The 18237-nt window shown below is 32.9% G+C and carries 21 protein-coding genes; 17 read left to right on the forward strand and 4 right to left on the reverse strand.

The annotated features are described in order from the left end of the window. Positions 1-66 precede the first annotated feature (66 nt). The 15 genes from AC0L5Q_RS18540 (at position 67) to AC0L5Q_RS18610 (ending at position 12487) form a co-directional block, all read left to right on the forward strand. On the forward strand, positions 67-441 hold the full coding sequence (locus tag AC0L5Q_RS18540; protein ID WP_473612951.1) for a DoxX-like family protein: 375 nt from the start codon (positions 67-69) through the stop codon (positions 439-441). Then, positions 438-1025: a DUF2238 domain-containing protein gene (locus AC0L5Q_RS18545; protein WP_473612955.1), complete on the forward strand. Its 588-nt coding sequence runs from the start codon at positions 438-440 to the stop codon at positions 1023-1025. The genes AC0L5Q_RS18540 and AC0L5Q_RS18545 overlap by 4 nt, the downstream gene beginning before the upstream one ends. Positions 1026-1406: 381 nt before the next feature. Then, a complete protein-coding gene (locus AC0L5Q_RS18550; protein WP_473612957.1) occupies positions 1407-1805 on the forward strand; it encodes a shikimate kinase in 399 nt (132 codons plus the stop codon). A 388-nt stretch (positions 1806-2193) separates the two neighbouring features. Continuing rightward, entirely contained in the window at positions 2194-2805 is a 612-nt protein-coding gene (locus AC0L5Q_RS18555; RefSeq protein WP_473612961.1) for an acyltransferase, read from the forward strand. Then, positions 2805-4247, forward strand: a complete 1443-nt coding sequence (locus AC0L5Q_RS18560; protein WP_473612965.1) for an oligosaccharide flippase family protein — start codon at positions 2805-2807, stop codon at positions 4245-4247. Before AC0L5Q_RS18555 ends, AC0L5Q_RS18560 begins: the two co-directional genes overlap by 1 nt. Before the next feature lie 75 nt (positions 4248-4322). After that, positions 4323-5261, forward strand: a complete 939-nt coding sequence (locus AC0L5Q_RS18565) for a glycosyltransferase family 2 protein (protein ID WP_473612969.1) — start codon at positions 4323-4325, stop codon at positions 5259-5261. A 36-nt stretch (positions 5262-5297) separates the two neighbouring features. Beyond that, entirely contained in the window at positions 5298-6023 is a 726-nt protein-coding gene (locus AC0L5Q_RS18570) for a glycosyltransferase family 32 protein (RefSeq protein WP_473612973.1), read from the forward strand. A 4-nt stretch (positions 6024-6027) separates the two neighbouring features. Further along, on the forward strand, positions 6028-7218 hold the full coding sequence (locus AC0L5Q_RS18575) for a glycosyltransferase (RefSeq protein WP_473612976.1): 1191 nt from the start codon (positions 6028-6030) through the stop codon (positions 7216-7218). Positions 7219-7231: 13 nt separating this feature from the next. After that, positions 7232-8314 carry an EpsG family protein gene (locus tag AC0L5Q_RS18580; RefSeq protein WP_473612981.1) on the forward strand — a complete coding sequence of 361 codons (1083 nt, stop codon included), beginning with the start codon at positions 7232-7234 and terminating at the stop codon, positions 8312-8314. Next, entirely contained in the window at positions 8314-9204 is an 891-nt protein-coding gene (locus AC0L5Q_RS18585; protein ID WP_473612985.1) for a glycosyltransferase family 2 protein, read from the forward strand. Before AC0L5Q_RS18580 ends, AC0L5Q_RS18585 begins: the two co-directional genes overlap by 1 nt. 20 nt (positions 9205-9224) lie before the next feature. Further along, positions 9225-10340, forward strand: a complete 1116-nt coding sequence (locus AC0L5Q_RS18590) for a glycosyltransferase family 4 protein (RefSeq protein WP_473612989.1) — start codon at positions 9225-9227, stop codon at positions 10338-10340. Positions 10341-10604: 264 nt separating this feature from the next. After that, the gene (locus AC0L5Q_RS18595) at positions 10605-11063 is read left to right on the forward strand and encodes a hypothetical protein (RefSeq protein ID WP_473612993.1); all 459 of its coding nucleotides are present in this window, start codon (positions 10605-10607) and stop codon (positions 11061-11063) included. A gap of 48 nt (positions 11064-11111) precedes the next feature. Next, the gene (locus tag AC0L5Q_RS18600; RefSeq protein ID WP_473612997.1) at positions 11112-11237 is read left to right on the forward strand and encodes a hypothetical protein; all 126 of its coding nucleotides are present in this window, start codon (positions 11112-11114) and stop codon (positions 11235-11237) included. Positions 11238-11286: 49 nt separating this feature from the next. Beyond that, positions 11287-11541 carry a S24/S26 family peptidase gene (locus tag AC0L5Q_RS18605; RefSeq protein WP_473613002.1) on the forward strand — a complete coding sequence of 85 codons (255 nt, stop codon included), beginning with the start codon at positions 11287-11289 and terminating at the stop codon, positions 11539-11541. A 205-nt stretch (positions 11542-11746) separates the two neighbouring features. Beyond that, positions 11747-12487: a substrate-binding periplasmic protein gene (locus AC0L5Q_RS18610; protein WP_473613006.1), complete on the forward strand. Its 741-nt coding sequence runs from the start codon at positions 11747-11749 to the stop codon at positions 12485-12487. A gap of 515 nt (positions 12488-13002) precedes the next feature. Here the strand turns inward: AC0L5Q_RS18610 and AC0L5Q_RS18615 are convergent. Further along, on the reverse strand, positions 13003-14334 hold the full coding sequence (locus tag AC0L5Q_RS18615) for an RICIN domain-containing protein (protein ID WP_473613009.1): 1332 nt from the start codon (positions 14332-14334) through the stop codon (positions 13003-13005). A 162-nt stretch (positions 14335-14496) separates the two neighbouring features. On the opposite strand from AC0L5Q_RS18615, the gene AC0L5Q_RS18620 reads away from it, so the two are divergent. Both AC0L5Q_RS18620 and AC0L5Q_RS18625 read left to right on the forward strand, forming a co-directional pair. After that, a complete protein-coding gene (locus AC0L5Q_RS18620; protein ID WP_473613013.1) occupies positions 14497-14766 on the forward strand; it encodes a hypothetical protein in 270 nt (89 codons plus the stop codon). Between the two features lie 120 nt (positions 14767-14886). Continuing rightward, complete coding sequence (locus AC0L5Q_RS18625; RefSeq protein ID WP_473613017.1) at positions 14887-15780, forward strand: FAD:protein FMN transferase; 894 nt, start codon at positions 14887-14889, stop codon at positions 15778-15780. A gap of 511 nt (positions 15781-16291) precedes the next feature. On the opposite strand, the gene AC0L5Q_RS18630 is transcribed toward AC0L5Q_RS18625, so the two are convergent. From AC0L5Q_RS18630 to hemW, 3 genes are read right to left on the reverse strand one after another with little or no spacing between them, the layout of a single operon-like run. Further along, on the reverse strand, positions 16292-16540 hold the full coding sequence (locus AC0L5Q_RS18630; RefSeq protein ID WP_473613020.1) for a hypothetical protein: 249 nt from the start codon (positions 16538-16540) through the stop codon (positions 16292-16294). Continuing rightward, the gene (tadA, locus tag AC0L5Q_RS18635; protein ID WP_473613024.1) at positions 16527-17063 is read right to left on the reverse strand and encodes a tRNA adenosine(34) deaminase TadA; all 537 of its coding nucleotides are present in this window, start codon (positions 17061-17063) and stop codon (positions 16527-16529) included. Before tadA ends, AC0L5Q_RS18630 begins: the two co-directional genes overlap by 14 nt. Then, a complete protein-coding gene (gene hemW / locus AC0L5Q_RS18640; RefSeq protein ID WP_473613028.1) occupies positions 17060-18214 on the reverse strand; it encodes a radical SAM family heme chaperone HemW in 1155 nt (384 codons plus the stop codon). The genes tadA and hemW overlap by 4 nt, the downstream gene beginning before the upstream one ends. Between the last annotated feature and the right edge of the window lie 23 nt (positions 18215-18237).

Below are 18237 nucleotides of genomic sequence, written 5' to 3' on the forward strand. Positions count from 1 at the left end.
AATAATGGTTGCTCCCTTATAAAAAGCATATAGTGACTGATTTAAATAAAGAAAAAGGATCTTCACATGTCTTCCATTCAAATTGCTCGATATATTGTCAGTTTCAGCTGGTTATATCACGGTATATTTCCTAAGTTAGTTCATATAGCGCCATTAGAAAAATTAATGACAGCGAGTATTGGTTTATCTGAAGAACTCTCTTATTTTGTTACTAAATCAGCAGGGATCGGCGAAGTGATTTTTGGTATTGTTATTTTTATTTTCTATAAAAATAAAGCCATTATATTACTGAATATTGCCGGTTTAATAGGGCTTTTAGTTTTTGTGGGTATTTTGCAGCCTCAGCTATTAATTGAAGCATTTAATCCTGTAACCACCAATATTACCATGATAGGTTTAAGCCTTATTTTATTAAATGAAGATGCGGGCAATAAGCAATGAAATACCTTTGGGTGAGTCTATTTTTAGCGGTACTTGTTTGGTCTGGTGTTAATCCAAAAGATCAATTTACTTGGTTTCTTGAAGTGTTACCTGCCGTTATTGGTGGCAGCATTTTAGCATTTACTTATAACAGCTTTCGGTTAACACCCTTATTGTACTTTTTTATATTACTCCATTGTATTGTATTAATGGTAGGTGGGCATTATACCTATGCCGAAGTGCCGTTTTTTGATGAATTATTAGGTGCTACGCGAAATAACTACGACAAAGTAGGGCACTTTTTTCAAGGCTTTGTTCCTGCCTTACTTGCGCGAGAAATACTTATTCGCAAACACGTTGTAAATGGTGATAAATGGCGAAACATTATTATTGTTGCCATCTGTTTAGCTTTTAGTGCCTTTTATGAATTAATTGAATGGTGGGTCGCGTTATCTACAGGCGAAGATGCTGAAGCTTTTTTAGGTACACAAGGTTATATTTGGGATACACAATCAGACATGATGTGGGCCTTAAGCGGAGCGATTATTTCATTATTAGTGCTATCAAAAATTCACAACAAGCAGCTAATAAGTTTAGGTAGCTGAAAAGTTAAGTGCTACGAGTAAATAGAAGGAGGCTTTGTTTTGTCTAAAGTGGTTATATTTGGAAATTCAGGATCGGGCAAATCAACGCTTGCTCAAAAAATAAGTGCAGGCAATCAAAGTGCGCATCTAGATCCATACCCGTTACCACTCATGAGGCTATTTCAGAGCACTTGAGCGATATCAATTCAAGGCGATACTTTGTAGTAATGGTTGTTCCCTTATAAAAAGCATTAACGAAGAAGTGATTTTGCTCAAGCGCTTCTTCGATGGGTCTAAAAACAATTTATGCTTCGTTATTAACTTTAGTAAGGGAATAACCATGACGTAAACTTAATGCCTTGCCTAAATTGTTTTTAGTTCCCACTGAAACCTGCATCTTGAATGGTAACGGGTATAGACACGATTGCATGGCAACCAACTACGCCACCATCTAGAACACCAATTACCGAGTCTAAAGCTAAAATTGATGAGTTTTTGAAAAATAACAACGTATGGGTAATTGAAGGGTGCTACACCGATTTACTTGAGTTGGTTACACCTATTGCCGATAAAGTTATCTTTTTAAACTTATCGGTTGAAGATTGTATTCGTAATGCACAAAAACGCCCTTGGGAACCTCATAAATATGAATCTAAAGCCGCTCAAGATGCTAATTTAGCTATGCTAATTGATTGGATTTCGCAATATACCCACAGAGATGATACGTTTTCGCAAAGCGCACACTTAGCACTTTTTAATAATTTTGAAGGTGAGAAAGAAATGTTAACTCATAATATTTAAAGCTAGAGAGAGTGTTGACCTTTGTATTACAGGCTTATTTATACGCGGTTTACTCGTTGTTGTTACTTTTTACATATAATAAAGATGCCTGAAACAAGCATCTTGAGGCGGTTTGGCTATAGATTAAATCGCGTTTAATTTGAACGAAATTTATACCCAAAAGGTCAACACGCTCTAATGTTTGCCCACACTTTTTAACCTCAATTTATTTTAAACAATAATTTTTACTTATATTCATGAGTTTATCTTTATAATTTGGTCTATTTGCTTTCATAAACAATATGGTATCTAATAATGAAACTTCCTAAAACGCCAAAACTTAACAATCGCTTAACATAAAGCAATAAAAATAATAAAGCTGGAACCTACCCTAGGAACTATTACGTTAATGATAAAAAGTATGTTAAAAAAAATACTTCGAAAGCTTGTGGAATTAATATTTAACGAATGGATAATCGAAAAATTAGTAACATTTTATAAGCATCTGCTTGAAGATAAAGTAAGAAAGGCTGTTGGTAAAGTCTCACTTAATACAGTTGAACATCAAGGAATAAACTGTAAATTTCATGGTGATGTTAAAGTCTATTATTCTGAGGGGTTAAAATTAGGCGACAATATTCGAGTAGGATTTGGTAGCTTTTTTTTCGCATTAGGAGGGATATCAATCGGCAACAATACACAAATTAGTCGTAATGTTGTAATTTATTCCGCAAATCACAGTACCGAAGGTGAAGCAATACCGTACGATGATCAATATATACTAAAACCTGTAACCATTGGAAAGTCTGTATGGATTGGTATGAATGTTATGATTTTACCTGGAGTTACTATTGGTGATGGTGCTGTCATTGGTATGGGAGCTGTTATATCTAAAAACGTTGAACCAGGAGCGATTGTTGTTGGTTCAAGTCAACGGATCATAAAACTCAGAGATCTTGAAAAGTATAAATTATTAGACGAACAAGGGCAGTATTTTTCAGAATTATGGCCTGATAAATAATGAGTAACAAACTTTATAGCTCAATAAAAAGAAGTGTTTTTGGAAATTTATCTGTTTATGTTTTACAGATTGTTTCAATGGTTTTTTATGCGAGAATGTTCACACCTGCAGAATTTGGTATTGTTGCTTCGGTTCATGTTTTTGTTATTTTCTTTCAACTTTTTTCTGATTTAGGTTTATCACCAGCTTTATTGAGCTTAAAAAAAATAGGGACGAATTTAAGAGATAGTGTATTTACTTTTACTATTGTTCTTGGGGCTATTCTAGGAGGAAGCTTTTACGGCTTTTCTTTCTTTTTGAATAGTTATTACGATAATTCATCCTATTCATTTTTTGGAATATTTGTGTCAGTTGCTATTGTATTTCAAGCTATGGCTACTCTTCCTACAGTCAGTCTTCATAGAGAAACTAAATTTTACTCTATTGCAATAGTAAATATTTTAAGCGAACTGGTCACTTTTATATTAGTGGCTGTTTTATATCAATATGACTATGGCGTCATTATTTTATTTCTTCGTATTCTTTTATCTTCTGTTTTTCGTTTCTTTATGCTTTATATACTTTCAAAAAGTACATATGTTGGATTGGCAAAACTAAACTTTAATTTTAAATATCTATCTGAAGTTGTTAGATTTTCAACGTTTCAATTTTTATTTAATGTTGTTAACTATTTTTCAAGAAATTTAGATAATATTTTAATAGGTAAGTATTTAAGTATTGAATCTCTTGGTATTTATGATAAATCGTATCAGTTAATGAGATATCCATTACAACTAATAACGTATTCTATAAATCCTGCTATTCAACCAATTCTTAGTGGCCAGAATTTAAATTTAATTCTTAAAGAGCATAATAAATTGATAAAAAAATTACTTATATTATCGATACCCATTGCGCTTTTTATGGGAGTTAATAGTACACAGGTTGTACTTTTACTGTTTGGCGAACAATGGGGGGAAGTAGACGAGTTAGTGACTATTTTAAGTTTTATTATTCCAGTTCAGATGGTGCTGTCAACGTCAGGAGCTTTTTTTCAATCTATTAATAAGCCTCAATTGCTCTTTTATAGTGGAGCAATTGCTGCCGCAGTAAATATAATTTTTATTATTTTCGGGATATATCTAGGCAACATAATTGCGGTAGCGATTTGTTTATGTATTGGTTTTACCATTAGTTTTATGGTGATTTATTTTGTTTTATTTAAATATGGCTTTCGTATTTCAAGCTTTGAATTTTATAAAGTTATATTCGGAGTAGCCGCACGATATTTACCTGTTGTTCTAATTTATTGTTTTGTTACATCATATTCTTCGATTGAAACAGGTTTGGTGTTTACTGACTTATTATTATCGGGAATTTTACTTTTAATTTTATTGGTGCTTTTTAATTTTAAAATGTTAAGTGCAAATTTATTACCAGCTAATCAAATAGCCAACGAATGAACTAAACATGATCTTTAGTTTAACTAGTCGTTAGCTCATTATTAATAAAATTTATGTTTATATTGAGATTTATCGTTGAATACAGAAAATAACGTTTCAGTTATTATCACTACCTACAATAGTGCAGAGTGTATTGTTGCTGCAATTCAATCTGTTCTACAGCAATGTAATGTAAATGTTGAAATAATTATTGTTGACGACTGCTCAGACGATTTCCCTTTATTAAAAAATAAAGCAGAACATTATTCCCTGCAGTGTCCAATTACTATTTTACAACCTGAAGGCAAAGGTAATGCTAATGTATCGAGAAATATAGGTATTCAAGCTGCACAATATTCGTATGTTGCCTTTTTAGACGCTGACGATACGTGGAATAATCAACACCTAATATCGTGCTTAACAACAATACATGATCAATCACTAGATGCTTGTTTTAGCAGAGTTAATTTAATATCAGATCAAATAGTTACTAAAGCTATACCCACATATAAAACACAATCAGATATATGCGAGTTTATTTTTATTCAAGGAGGGATTTCAGTCACTTCAAGTTTAGTTATTAATAAAGCAACATTAGTGAATGTAACTTTTAATAATAAGCTATTTAAACATCAAGATTGGGATTTTTTGATTCGTTACACTTATGCATATAAGTTAGGGCAGTCGCCTTATTATGGGCTTAATTATACGTTGTCGACAGGCACTAATATGAGCTCAAAGTTTAACTTTGATGCGTCTATTTTTTTTATGAATAATACCTTGTCAGAGCGGTGGCATGCTATTTTTATCTCATCTCAAATAACAAAAATAATAAATGAAAAACGATATAGTGATTTGGTTAGTTTACGGACTAAGTTAAATGGTAATTATAAAAATGACTGTGGTCTCTTAGGCTTTAAAAATAATTTGATAATATCGAGTGCCAAAAGTAGAGTGCTATTTAAAGTAATAGCCAGTATTTTTCGTATAGTAAGCAGTGTTAAAAGCCAAGTCCGCTTGCTTTTAAAGTTTTAATAATAAAAATTATAAATCTTATAGGTAGTACATATTATGACAATCCCTAAAGTTATACATTATTGTTGGTTTGGTAAAGGCGATAAACCACAAGACGTAATCGCGTATATTGATGGTTGGAGTCGTATGTTGCCTAATTATCAAATTGTTGAATGGAATGAAGATAATTTTAATGTTGATATTAATGACTATGTTAAAGAGGCGTACGAAGCAAAAAAATATGCATTTGTTAGTGATTATGCTCGATTATTTGCTTTGTATCACCAAGGAGGTATCTACTTAGATACCGACGTTGAAGTGTTTAAGGTGTTTGATGATTTACTTGATAATGATGTGGTATTAGGTTTTGAAGAAGCTAATTACATAGCAACAAGTACCATTTGTGCGAGAAAAAATTCTGCCTTTATCAACGAGTTTATGTGTATTTACCATAACCGACCTTTTATTTTGCCTAGCGGAGAGTGCGATTTAACAACAAATGTTACTAAACTAACTACGTTACTTGAAAAATATAACTTGGTTTTAGATGGAAAAAATCAAAGTATTACAGCCAAAAATAACGAAGTAATTACCGTTTTAGACCGTGTTAAATTTTCCCCTTATGATTATCTACATAAAATTGATTATAGTGACGATACCTCTTACGCGGTACATCATTTTGGTGCTACTTGGGCTTCCTCGTCTTCTAAATTTAAGAAAGCTGTTAAAGGTTTGATCATCAAACTATTAGGATCAAATAACTTTAAAAAATTACAGGGATAAACAAATGAAAAAATTATTAATTTCTTCATTTGATATGGAAGTAGGTGGAGTAGAACGAAGCCTATTAAGTATGCTTAATAATTTTGACTATGAGCAATTTGACGTCGATTTATTTCTTTACAGCCACACAGGTGACTTTCTTGACTTACTTCCTCCGCAAGCCAAATTACTTGATGAAGTAAAAGAATACAAAACGGTTAGACAATCTATAAAAGAAATTTTTAAGACTAAAAGTTGGTTTATTGGTGTTGCTAGAACATTAGCTAAGTCAGCGATGTTTTTTAATAAAGTTAAAGAAACAAATTATCTTCAAACTCAGCTTATATGGCGGTTTTGCTTACCTTTTTTTCCAAAAATGTCGAAAGAATATGATGTCGCTATTAGTTATTTATGGCCTCATGATTTTATAGCGAACAAAGTTAACGCAAAAGTAAAGATAGCTTGGATACATACAGACTATTCTGCTATCACTACTGATGTGAAAGCCGATTTAAAAATGTGGGATATGTTCGATTATATTATTTCTATATCTGATGATTGTTCTCATGCCTTTGTAAAAAAATATCCGTCATTACAAAAAAAGTTAATTGTTGTAGAAAACATTACATCACCTGACTTTGTTAAAACAATGTCTTTAGAAAATATAGCAATAAATACATTAGATAAAAACTGCTTTTCTCTTTTATCTGTTGGCCGTTTATGCCATCCAAAAGCATTTGATAAAGCTATTGAAGTACTTGCTTTAATACATCAAAAAGGTTTTACACATATTAAGTGGTACATTATTGGTTATGGACCTGACCAAGCTTTACTAGAAAAATTAATCATAAACCATGGTTTAGAAGATAGTTTTATTCTATTAGGTAAAATCAATAATCCATACCCTTACATGAAAGCATGTGACATATATGTTCAACCCTCAAGATATGAAGGGAAAGCGGTTACTGTTTCAGAAGCCCAAATCTTAGCAAAACCTATATTGGTAGCTAATTATCCTACAGCTAAAAGTCAAATTGAGCATTCTGTTGATGGAGTTATTAGTGGTAATTCTAGAGAGGAAATTGCCCAAAGTATTATTGATTTGTATGAAGATCCAAATAGAAGGAGTGCATTAAGTCATTACTGTTCAATGAATAATTATAATAACAGTGATGAACTTAATAAGTTGTATTCAATTATTAACCTTTCGGTTTAGGTGAATAATTTAAATGTTGCCTTATATTTTTATTTATCTACTTTCTTTAAGCTTTATGTTTATAGGACATCATTTTAAGTTTAATAAAATAGCTTTGAACGCAACTTATATCGTATCTGCAATTCCCTTAATTATCCTCACTGGATTTAAGCATGCAAAAGTAGGAACTGACTCTCCACACTATATTTATTATTATAATTATATTGATAGTGTTGACTCTCTTATTGGTATTATTAATGTTAAAGGTGAGCCTGCCTTCTGGGTGCTTAATTATTTGGGGCGTCTGATCAGTGATAACTACGTTGCATTATTTTCATTAAGCTCAATTATTATAACTAGTTGTTATTTTTACAGCATTAAACAGTTCAATCTTAAAACATTATCATTAGCGACTTTATTATTAATAGGCCCTTATCTTTTTCAAATTAATGGTACTCGGCAAGCAATTGCTATAGCTATATTTTCCGTTTCTGTAATATTCATAATAAACAAACAACCAATAAGATATTTATTGTCTATTTTAATTGGTTGTTTGTTTCATAAGTCAATTATTATTTGCTTGCCCTTATATTTTATTTTCAAGGGGGAGATAAAACCTCGTAAAATTGGCTTCATTCTTTTCTTTTTTCTTATTTTTGTTGTTTTTTTTCCAAGCTTCATCAGTATCGCTTCAAGTATTGATAGTAAATATTCAACCTATGGCGATCAACAAGAAACGAGTGGTGGGGTTGTCGTTTCAACCTTTAATATTTTGCTTTTTGTTTGGTTCGTATTATGTCGGAGAGTCAATGCTAGGTATCTGGGAACACGCTCGTTTGATATTTTATTATCCTTATATTTACTTGGTACATTAATAAGTTTACTTTCGATAATTTTAAGAATTGACCCATCAGGCTTTTTGAGGATGAGTATATATTTCATTCAGTTGAATATGTTTTTATTACCGATGACAATTATAAGTTTTAAAGACTATCAAACACGGTTAATCATGATATTCGTTGCCATTATATTCATGAGTTTATATTTTTATTTAACTACAAGCACATTTAGTAATTTAGCTCCTTATCGATTTAATCCAATAGTAGAGAATTTATAATGAAAGTTAGCATTGGTATTCCATTTTATAATCCTGGTAATTTCTTAAAACAAAGTATCTACTCAATACTTAATCAAACCTTTACAGACTTCGAACTTATATTATTGGATGATGGTTCAACAGATAATTCATTAGAAATTGCTAAAAGCTTTGATGATCGGCGTATTAAAGTGATCAGCGATGGAAAAAATAAAAGCTTACCTGTTCGGCTAAACCAAATTATAGATATTGCCCAAGGGGAGTATATCGCTAGGATGGATGCTGATGATTTGGTTTCTCTTGATAGAATTATAAAGCAAGTAAAGCTATTAGATAATTCGCCCGACATAGATATTGTAGCAACAGGGCTTTGCTCTATTACTGATGAAAATGAAGTTATTGGTTATAGGCAACCTTCAGTAGAAGTTCTTGATAACTTATCTGTAAGCGATGCCATTTTTGGACTGTCAGGAATAGCTCACGCCACTATATTGGTTAGGAAAAGTTGGTATTTAAGAAATAGCTATAACGAGAATACAAAGCTAAAAGAAGATTATCAGTTGTGGATTGATGCGGCAATTAAAAAGGATTTAAAGGTGGCTTTTATAAAGGAGCCTCTTTACTACTATCGTGAAGAAAGTAGTGTTTCTCCTAAGAAGGCAATCAGAGCATATTTTAATGGTTTGAAAATTGTTTTGTTTCAATACTTACAATTTTTAACGTTTGGTAATAAAGTTAAAATTGTGGGTAAAACTATCGCTAAAGTTTTATTTGTATTTTTCGCAAATATATTCAAATTAGAAAATAAATTATTAACTTTAAGAAACAAAAGTACACATCAAGACCCTGTTTTAATAAAGCAATTACAAAGTGAAATTAACACTTTAATTATAAATTGTGACCATAAATAAACACAGTAGAGTTATTCACTATGAAAATTATTATTATCGGGGCTTTACCTGAGTCTTTGATTAACTTTAGAGGCGAATTGATAAAGAAATTAGTCAATTTAAACCATGAAGTTATTACGATGGCTGCCTACACAGATATAGAAACTAAAAATAGAATAGAGAAATTAGGCTGTAGGTATATTTCTTATCCGATTGCACGAAATGGCATCAACCCTTTTTCAGACTTAAAAACTTTTATGTCCTTAGTCAAAGTATTCCAAAAAGAACGGCCTAATAAAGTTATAGCGTATACTATTAAACCGGTTATCTGGGGTGGGTTGAGCGCTAATTTATTTTCAAGTATTCAATTTAATGCCTTAATAACAGGTTTAGGTTTTGCTTTTCAATCAGGTGGATTTAAACGGAATGTTGTAAAGTTTATAGCTAAAACACTCTATAAAGGAGCTTTAGTTTCAGCCAAAAGTGTAATATTTCAAAATAACGATAATAAGCAGACCTTTATACAAAATAGAATAATTCCACATTCAAAAGCTTATGTAGTAAATGGTTCAGGAGTAAATTTAAATTACTTTGAACATTGTGAGCTACCTAAAGAGCCTATTTTAACCTTTCTGACGATTGCTCGGTTGTTAGGTGATAAAGGTTTAAGAGAATATGTGTCTGCTTCTGAAATTGTATTAAAAATATATCCGAATATAAGATTTCAAATCTTGGGACCAGCAGATCCATCTCCTGATGGTATAAAAATTGAAGAAGTCTATAGTTGGAAAAATAAGGGGCTAATAGAGTATTTAGGTAATACCACTGATGTTAGACCTTTTATAAGGCAGTGCCATGTATTTGTATTAGCGTCATACCATGAAGGATTACCTCGTACCGTTCTAGAAGCTATGGCAATTGGTCGCCCGATACTCACAACAGATGTTCCTGGTTGTCGAGATACTGTTGAAGAAGGGAGTAATGGATTCTTAGTTGAAAAAGGTAATGCAAAACATCTTGCCGATAAAATGCTCTGGTTTATAGAAAATCCTAATGAACTCGCATCTATGGGGGAAGCGAGTTTGGCGTTTGCTCAAAATAAATATGATGTGAATAAAGTAAACCATACTATTTGCAATATTTTAGAAATAAATTGAGCAGATTAACATCTTTATCAGCTTCAATTTTTAAAACATCGCACAGTTAAACTTCAAAAAACTATAGCCTATATTTTTAAATTTATAGGTTATCTCCTTTATATTCGTTAATTAATTGTACACTTCCTAAAGATTATTTAAAACATTTCTACCATCTACTTCTTAATTACTATTTCATTTAAAATATCTATTGCAAACCCAAATGATAATGATTATCATTTGAGTTGTGGCGGTAAGATTAATAAATAAGGAAGGTATTCGCTAATGAAAACAAATGTAATTCAGCAATCAGAACCATTGCTTTGGCAAAGGTTACTAACCTTTGGAAATGAGTGTTATGAAAAACAAAATTGGTTACAAGCCGAATATTACTATAAAGAGGCTGAACTACAATTAGATTATTTATGGTCGGCAGACCCAACGAACATCAATTTATTAATGGCGTGGATATGTACTTTACATAACTTATCTACACTATTTGAACAACAGGGAGATAAGCAAATAGGGTTACGTTATTTGCTTATTCCGCATAATAGAATGCTTAACTTAACTCAAAGCAAACAAGCGACAGAAGACGTAAAGTTAATTGCCATTAAGGCCTTGAAATTAACTTTTCCTCCAATTCTGGTATTCAGTAAAAAGAATCCTATTTGTAATGATTGTATGCAATCAATCCAAGAGTTTAAGCAGAAACTCGAAAGCCAGCAAGAGGTAGTACATTAAGCGTTAATTATTGAAACACATTGTTTTAGTTACCACAGGAGAGTCATTATGTTTTATACGTTATTAGAATTATTAGATAAAAAATTAAATTTTGTCACAGTAGCTGCTAAACAAAAGGAACATACTGGCGACAACGGAAAACTAGCAAAAGCGATTTTAGATAAAGGAGCTTAATAATATGACGGTACTAGGATTTAAACTTTTAAAAGTAAAGGGACACAGTATGTTTCCTAAAGTGCCTCAGCACAGCTATATATTAATTAATCAGTGGTTTAATTTTTGGCGTGTAAAACCTAATCAAACTGTATTAATTAAGCATCAAACATTAGGGCTTATTATTAAAACGGTTGCACTAATTGACCGTTATGGTTTTATTTGGAGCAAAGGCGAGAATCCTTCAAGCCTAACGGTTGAGAGGATTGGCCCTGTAGATAAGCATCAAATATTAGGAAAAGTATTAATGATTATTAAACAGTAATTTTAGTTAAGTTAATCTATACTGAAGCTATTACAAAAAAGTGATAAAAGAGTAACTTCTTTGTATATTTTGAGCTATGTGTAGTTAAGGTTAATTTATCCGTATTTTTATATTCATGAGAAATCAGGCATACTACTTCAATGTTCAATAACTAAACGATAGTAAGTTGATTTTTAATTAGCTCTAGTAAAGGCTTGGAGATTTCATGAATACTCAATTACAGCGTATTTTATACGGTTTTCTTTTTATTTTCTTTCATGCTTGTAGTTATAGCCAAAATATTACTTTTTTAACTCATCAAATAGAGCCTTTTTCTTATTTAGAAGATGGTGAGCTAAAAGGACTTACCACAGAAATCATTAAAGAGATGATGAAAATCACTCAATATAATCACGATATTAAAGTATACCCATTTGCAAGAGGTTTATGGACTGTTCAAAATAAACCTAACTATGCAATGTATATTGTAGCCAGGCGTCCTGAAAGGGAAGGTACGGTAAAATGGGTAGGACCGTTGATATCCAGTGGTGTGTACTTCTATAAAAGAAAAGGCTCGAGTATTATGCCTTCAAGCTTAGATGAAATTAAAGAGTCTTTTTCAGTTGGTGTACATTTAGGAAATGCAGATCATAACTTTTTAAAAGCTCAAAACTTTAATAATATTGTACCTACAACAAAGCCATTTTATGCAATAAAAATGTTAATAAAAGATAGGGTGAATTTAGTTCCTATGAGTGAATTGACAGTACATAGCTTAGCAGAAAAAGAAAAAGCGAATATCGAACGCACCAACGTCAAATTATATAATTCAGACATATATCTGGTTTTTTCAAAAGAAACTCCAAATAATATAGTTGCTAATTGGCAAGCTGCATTAGATGAAATAAAATCGACAGATGTTTACGACAAGATTTATAAAAAATACTTACCACTTCCATCAAAATAAATAGTTGTAGCCTATCTTGCTCGTAGGCTTTATATCTATAGTATGCAGGATCTTGTTGGAGTTTTATGTGGCTAAGTACACAGAGACGCTCCAAATTATACCAAACGCATTAATGAATTGACTTACGTTAATAATTTGAATAATAAGTAACCTGAACTCGCCTGAATAAATCCTTCTCTAGTAGCTGTTTTTCCTAACTTCTGCGTTAAATTTACTTGCAATAGAGGAGTATTGACGCGAAATTTGCCTTGAATTAAGAAAAACTAGCAAGCTAGAGGCTCAATAAAACTATTTTTATTATATTTCAATTTGTTAAGAATCTCTTAAACCGAGTTCAGGTTAAGTAGTTAAAGAAATACTTTAAATTTGTTAGCTTTCATTTATTTAAATGGGTATAGATTAATTGAGTCATAGAACCTGTATAAGAAAAGGCTCTTGAATAAATTCAAGAGCCTTTATACCTAATTAAATATCTAATAGGTTGGTATGTTTAAATAAAGTACTTTATTTAAATATCAGTTTACAAACTTAAAGCGCTGATTGTCACCATTAAAGCAGTTCCACTGATTAAGTGCTGCGCCATTAACGGTTTGCTGACCTGCTATATCTAAACACTTGTCACTTGCTTTAGAGCGAATTTCATAATATCCATCGCCTTTGTCGGCTAGTTTCCATCGTTGGTTGTTATTACTGTGGTTACATACCCATTGATGAACTGTTGCGCCATCGGCAGTATTTCCGTCTTTTAATTCAACACATAAGCCACTTTGATTTGAGGTAATTGCATATTCACTATTACCTAGATCAGTCAACGTAAATTGTTGGTTAGCATTACTCGTATCACAGCCCCATTGTTGATATAGGCTACCATTATTTAATGCACCATTAGTAACATCTATACATTTTGTACTGTGTTTGGCTTGTATACTAGTAGTACCTGATGGAACACCAACTGAAACAGGTTTATAGACACGGATCCAGTCAACATACATTTTATTTTTACTTTCGTCAGCGAGATCTGCATCTGTTGCTATATTGTTAGCTGCAGAGCGCCAAGCATGATCTTCAGTATCAATAATGATGAATGCTTCTTGATCCATATTGTATTGGCTTTTATCTAGTATTGCTCCTGTGTAGTCTTTATCGGTCATAACTACTTGTGCCCATGAACCATCTGCAGTTTGCTGACCATCTATGTAAAAAGTGACCTCAGTCGGACTTTTCCAGTAAACACCAAAACGATGAAATTGTTCTCTCCAGTATGTACCTGAAGTAGGTGTAACATGAGTTTGATCGTTAAAGTCGCTGATAATTTCATTAGTTTGTTCATCACGCATAAATACGTGGAAATTGGTCGACATGTTTTGTGCAAACCATGTTTCTCTCGCGCCACCATAAACTTCCAATACGTCAATTTCACGTTCATCATTTTCACTAAGTAACCAAAAGTTAGATGACAATTCTAGGTTACTCACTTTGATATTAGCTTCTAAAAAAATAGGGTATTTAACTTTTGTTTTAGATGTAACTACACCAGCATTAACTTGATCTGTACCTGTGCGACGAGATGCACTGATAATTAAGTTACCATCCGCAACCCAAGATGAATCTTGTTGCCAATAGGTTAGCCCTGGACCTGTCCAAGCATTAAAGTAAGTATCATTCCATTTATCTGTAAAAGTACTTGGTTTTCCTGTGTAATCAAATGAATCAGAGTAGTTTCCTTGCAACTCCCACGTTTTGCCATCGCCTGCTGCTACTGGTAGTGGGATCGTGTCCCAATCTGCTGCATTAATAGAAAATGAAGCGAGCATTATTCCTGATAGTAAAACAGTCCTTTTTTTCATAATAATTCCTTGTTTAGTCTATAAATAAAGTTTATATAATTTTTTGTACATTATGTACACACACAATATATTGTTAACTGTTAACATTGGTCAAGCTGTTCATTAATACAGTAATGATAATGATTTTTATTTGCGTTGGTTGTTTTAGCAATGTTTAGCTTAATGACTACATCAGCATGGGCTGGTGAAAATTATGGGGCAAAGGTTGTAAATACACGTCCACAAGATAGCTACGAATTCAAACTTTCAGGTACTATTCGTTTAGACAAAAATAAATGTGACCATTACAGCTTTCACTGTATTCATCCTGAAATCGAATATGGCATAACCAAAAAGCTAATTATTGGTGTTGAAGCTCTCACTTACCGAAAAGCTATGGTCGTCAAATTATGCCCCCTAAATGGCGTATATAATTTCATGGAAAAACAGTAGTGAATTTTTGAAACTAGATAAGCAGATTAAAAATATATCAGGTGCTACACTATCGTGCAGCGATGTAACTGATAGCATTAATCGATTAAAGGAAATCTGGAAGCAAGTGCTTAAATTATTGTGACACTAAATCAATTAGAAAAACGTAAAACATTACTTGGAACCTTAGTTGACATAGAATTAAGGGGAGAAGTCGCAGACGATGAACTTACTGCATTGTCTGAAGTAATATTTAATGAAATTGAACGAGTTCATCATACATTGAGTTTCCACAGTGAAACGAGCGAACTCTCATTTTTAAATCGACAAGCATTAAGTTTAGCTAATCGGTTTGATCCGAATAATCAAACTTTATCAATCGCTATATCCAAAGATTTGAATAAAGTACTGTCTTTTGCACTTCAGCTAAATAAATTTACCCGTGGTTTATACGATGTAACCGTTGCGCCTAGTTTAATTTTAAATAAGCAATTGCCTAATCATTTATCGTTAAATGTAACAAGCCAAAATTGCACCTTAGCTTTTGGTAACAGCAGTAATATGAGTTGTAATGAAAGTGTGGTGCATATTGATAAACCTTTATGTATCGACTTAGGTGGAATAGCCAAAGGTTATGCGCTTGATTGCGCGTTAAGTAAAGTACCTGCACACATTTATTGTCGTATTAACGCAGGAGGCGACCTAGCAATAAACCAGTGGAAAAATGAAGAAGTTGCACTGCAATACAATAAACGTAGTACGGCATTAAGAAGTGTAAAAATGCAAAATAGTGCGTTAGCTACATCAGGTAATTATCACCGAGAAAATAAGTCAGCTATTATTCAGCCTTCAACAGGGAAGCACGTTAAGTTTAAAGGCAGTATGTCGGTGTTCTCTTCTCAAGCTATGTTGTCAGACGCTTTAACAAAAGCGATGATTTTATCGTCGCGTTCTCAAAAGCGGAAAATGGCTAAATATTATAATGCCCAAGCGATAAAAATTAATCGTTTGGGTTTTGTTAAACTTTACTATTAAGGGGTTTTATTGTTTTCGGATTTATCCAAACCTTACATGTAACTTTTTTCTTACTTAACCTCAATTCGGGTTAATGAATGTTAGCGAATGATTTAAAATCGTTATTTATCAAAAACTTAATGCGCACCATTATTTTCCTAAGCTATATTAGTCTCTCAACATTGATATTTTTGTGTATAACAAGGCGAATTTTTCTATCTAATAGCTGGCTATTAGTAATAAATTCAACGAAGTTAGGCGTAAAAATAGCTTGTTGAGTAACTTTGCTTATCCCGAGCTGAGGTTAATTAACCTGAGTTCGGTTTAAGAAGTATTTAATTCATCGAAAAATTAAAATCTTATCCCGCTTCTAGCTTGATATTTTTACTTAATTCAAGGCAAATTTACGCGTCAATACTCCCCTATTGCAAGTGAATTTAACGCCGAAGTCAGTAAAAATAGCTGCTAGAAGAATATTTATTAAGCCGAGTTCAGGTTGCTTAAATTTCAAAAGTTCTAGTAGTGAATTGTTTTAGTCTTGTTCAATTGACCTGTTAGCCATTTCTTCAGGAAGTATCTGTTCTAATTTCAAGTCATATTGCTCTTCATTGTTTTGATACTCTTCTTTTAAATATTCAAAAAATTGAGTTAAATGAACATAATGTTCTTCATAATCATCACGATCTCGTAATTTCTCACTTTTTAATAATTGTTCATTATATAAAGCGGAGTCTCGTATAGCAGATAAAAGCGTAGGAATATATGCTTTAGGTATTTTCATTATCTATCTTATCTTGCTTCTTTTTCGCCTTTATCTCTGCACGTCTTCGTTTAAAAAAAGCAGACAGCAGGGCGCTGCATTGTTCTGCTAACACGCCTTTTGTGGTTTCTATTTTATGATTATGCTTTTCATGATCTACCAAGTTAAACGCGCTACCAGCTGCACCTGTTTTTAGATCGTTGGCTGCAAAGACTAAGCGTTTTATTCTGCTGTGTACCAATAAACCAGCACACATAGGGCAAGGTTCAAGAGTCACGTACAAAGTACAGTCAATTAAGCGGTAGTTTTGTAGAGCTTGGCCTGCTTGTTTTATGGCGAGCATTTCAGCATGGGCTGACGGATCGTTTAAGGTGATTGACTGATTAAAACCTTCGCCAATAATTTTACCGTCGGCTACAACTACAGCACCTACAGGAATTTCGTTAATCTGCTCTGCCTGTTGTGCTAGCTCGTAAGCGCGCTGCATAAACTTGATGTCAGGTTCGTGTTGATCTTGCTTGTTATGGGTGACTTTTGCTGTCATAAAAACATCTCAAGTAGGTCGTTTAAATAACGGTGCCCAAGTAAGGTGACTTGCCATGTGGTGCTGTCTTCATTTGGGCTTTGTACTAAACCTTTTTGCTGAGCATTGTTTAGTATAGGTAATACGGTGTTTCGGTTTAAACCGGTATAAGCTTCAAAATCGTCTAAGCTGAATTCTGCACACAATCTAAGTACATTCATCATGTATTCGAAAGGCAGTTCGCTTTTATCAACCGGATTTAGGTGGTCTAAATGTTCGCGCTCTTTATCTAAATAGCCTTTAGGGTGCTTTACTTTTACGGTGCGAAATATTTGTTGCTGCTCGATATCAGTAATTTTACCGTGTGAGCCACAGCCAATACCTAAATAATCGCCAAATCGCCAATAGTTAAGATTATGTTTACATTGGTATTCTGGTTTGCTGTACGCTGATATTTCGTATTGTTTGTAACCTGCATCTTCAAGCAGTTTGACGCCTTGGTCTTGAATATCCCATAAAGTTTCGTCAGCCGGTAAAGTAGGGGGCTTTGAATGAAATGGTGTATTAGGTTCAATGGTTAATTGATACCAAGATAAATGAGTAGGATTTAAATCTATAGCGGTTTTTAAGTCGTCTAAAGCGTTGTCTAACGATTGATTAGGTAAACCGTGCATTAGGTCTAAATTAAAACTTTTTACGCCACAAGTTGTGGCAAGTTCTGCGGCACTTTTAGCTTGTTGGCTATCGTGTATTCTTCCCAGTTTTATCAGTTTGTCTGACTCAAAACTTTGCACACCTATAGATAAGCGTGAAACCCCTGCGTTAAAAAAGCCAATAAACTTGTCGGCTTCTACTGTGCCAGGGTTGGCTTCTAAGGTTATTTCAATGTTTGCGTCGTGTGTAAATCTTGATAACACTTGCTCTAACATTGATTTAATTGCTGGCGCTGAAAATAAGCTGGGTGTACCACCACCAATAAATATGGTGTGCAGTGGTCTGTCGCTTAAGCTAAAACGTTTTATGTCGGCGTCTAAATCTTGTATGAGTTGCTCTACATATTCGGCTTCAGGAATTTCATTTTTTAGTGCATGAGAATTGAAGTCGCAGTACGGACATTTTTGTACGCACCATGGAATATGAATATATAACGATAACGGTGGAGCTTTAAGCACAGAGAAATTTCCTGATAGGTATT

This window comes from Pseudocolwellia sp. G5-9 (assembly GCF_055808995.1).

Excerpts from the sequence above, each read along its gene's own strand:
- AC0L5Q_RS18560 (WP_473612965.1), top strand. The coding sequence starts at position 2,805 with ATGAGTAACAAACTTTATAGCTCAATAAAAAGAAGTGTTTTTGGAAAT.
- AC0L5Q_RS18600 (WP_473612997.1), top strand. The coding sequence starts at position 11,112 with ATGTTTTATACGTTATTAGAATTATTAGATAAAAAATTAAATTTTGTC.
- AC0L5Q_RS18620 (WP_473613013.1), top strand. The coding sequence starts at position 14,497 with ATGACTACATCAGCATGGGCTGGTGAAAATTATGGGGCAAAGGTTGTA.
- AC0L5Q_RS18585 (WP_473612985.1), top strand. The coding sequence starts at position 8,314 with ATGAAAGTTAGCATTGGTATTCCATTTTATAATCCTGGTAATTTCTTA.
- AC0L5Q_RS18615 (WP_473613009.1), bottom strand. The coding sequence starts at position 14,334 with ATGAAAAAAAGGACTGTTTTACTATCAGGAATAATGCTCGCTTCATTT.
- tadA (WP_473613024.1), bottom strand. The coding sequence starts at position 17,063 with ATGACAGCAAAAGTCACCCATAACAAGCAAGATCAACACGAACCTGAC.
- AC0L5Q_RS18595 (WP_473612993.1), top strand. The coding sequence starts at position 10,605 with ATGAAAACAAATGTAATTCAGCAATCAGAACCATTGCTTTGGCAAAGG.
- AC0L5Q_RS18555 (WP_473612961.1), top strand. The coding sequence starts at position 2,194 with ATGATAAAAAGTATGTTAAAAAAAATACTTCGAAAGCTTGTGGAATTA.
- AC0L5Q_RS18630 (WP_473613020.1), bottom strand. The coding sequence starts at position 16,540 with ATGAAAATACCTAAAGCATATATTCCTACGCTTTTATCTGCTATACGA.
- AC0L5Q_RS18540 (WP_473612951.1), top strand. The coding sequence starts at position 67 with ATGTCTTCCATTCAAATTGCTCGATATATTGTCAGTTTCAGCTGGTTA.
- AC0L5Q_RS18570 (WP_473612973.1), top strand. The coding sequence starts at position 5,298 with ATGACAATCCCTAAAGTTATACATTATTGTTGGTTTGGTAAAGGCGAT.
- AC0L5Q_RS18590 (WP_473612989.1), top strand. The coding sequence starts at position 9,225 with ATGAAAATTATTATTATCGGGGCTTTACCTGAGTCTTTGATTAACTTT.
- AC0L5Q_RS18605 (WP_473613002.1), top strand. The coding sequence starts at position 11,287 with ATGTTTCCTAAAGTGCCTCAGCACAGCTATATATTAATTAATCAGTGG.
- AC0L5Q_RS18550 (WP_473612957.1), top strand. The coding sequence starts at position 1,407 with ATGGTAACGGGTATAGACACGATTGCATGGCAACCAACTACGCCACCA.
- AC0L5Q_RS18575 (WP_473612976.1), top strand. The coding sequence starts at position 6,028 with ATGAAAAAATTATTAATTTCTTCATTTGATATGGAAGTAGGTGGAGTA.
- AC0L5Q_RS18610 (WP_473613006.1), top strand. The coding sequence starts at position 11,747 with ATGAATACTCAATTACAGCGTATTTTATACGGTTTTCTTTTTATTTTC.
- AC0L5Q_RS18580 (WP_473612981.1), top strand. The coding sequence starts at position 7,232 with ATGTTGCCTTATATTTTTATTTATCTACTTTCTTTAAGCTTTATGTTT.
- AC0L5Q_RS18545 (WP_473612955.1), top strand. The coding sequence starts at position 438 with ATGAAATACCTTTGGGTGAGTCTATTTTTAGCGGTACTTGTTTGGTCT.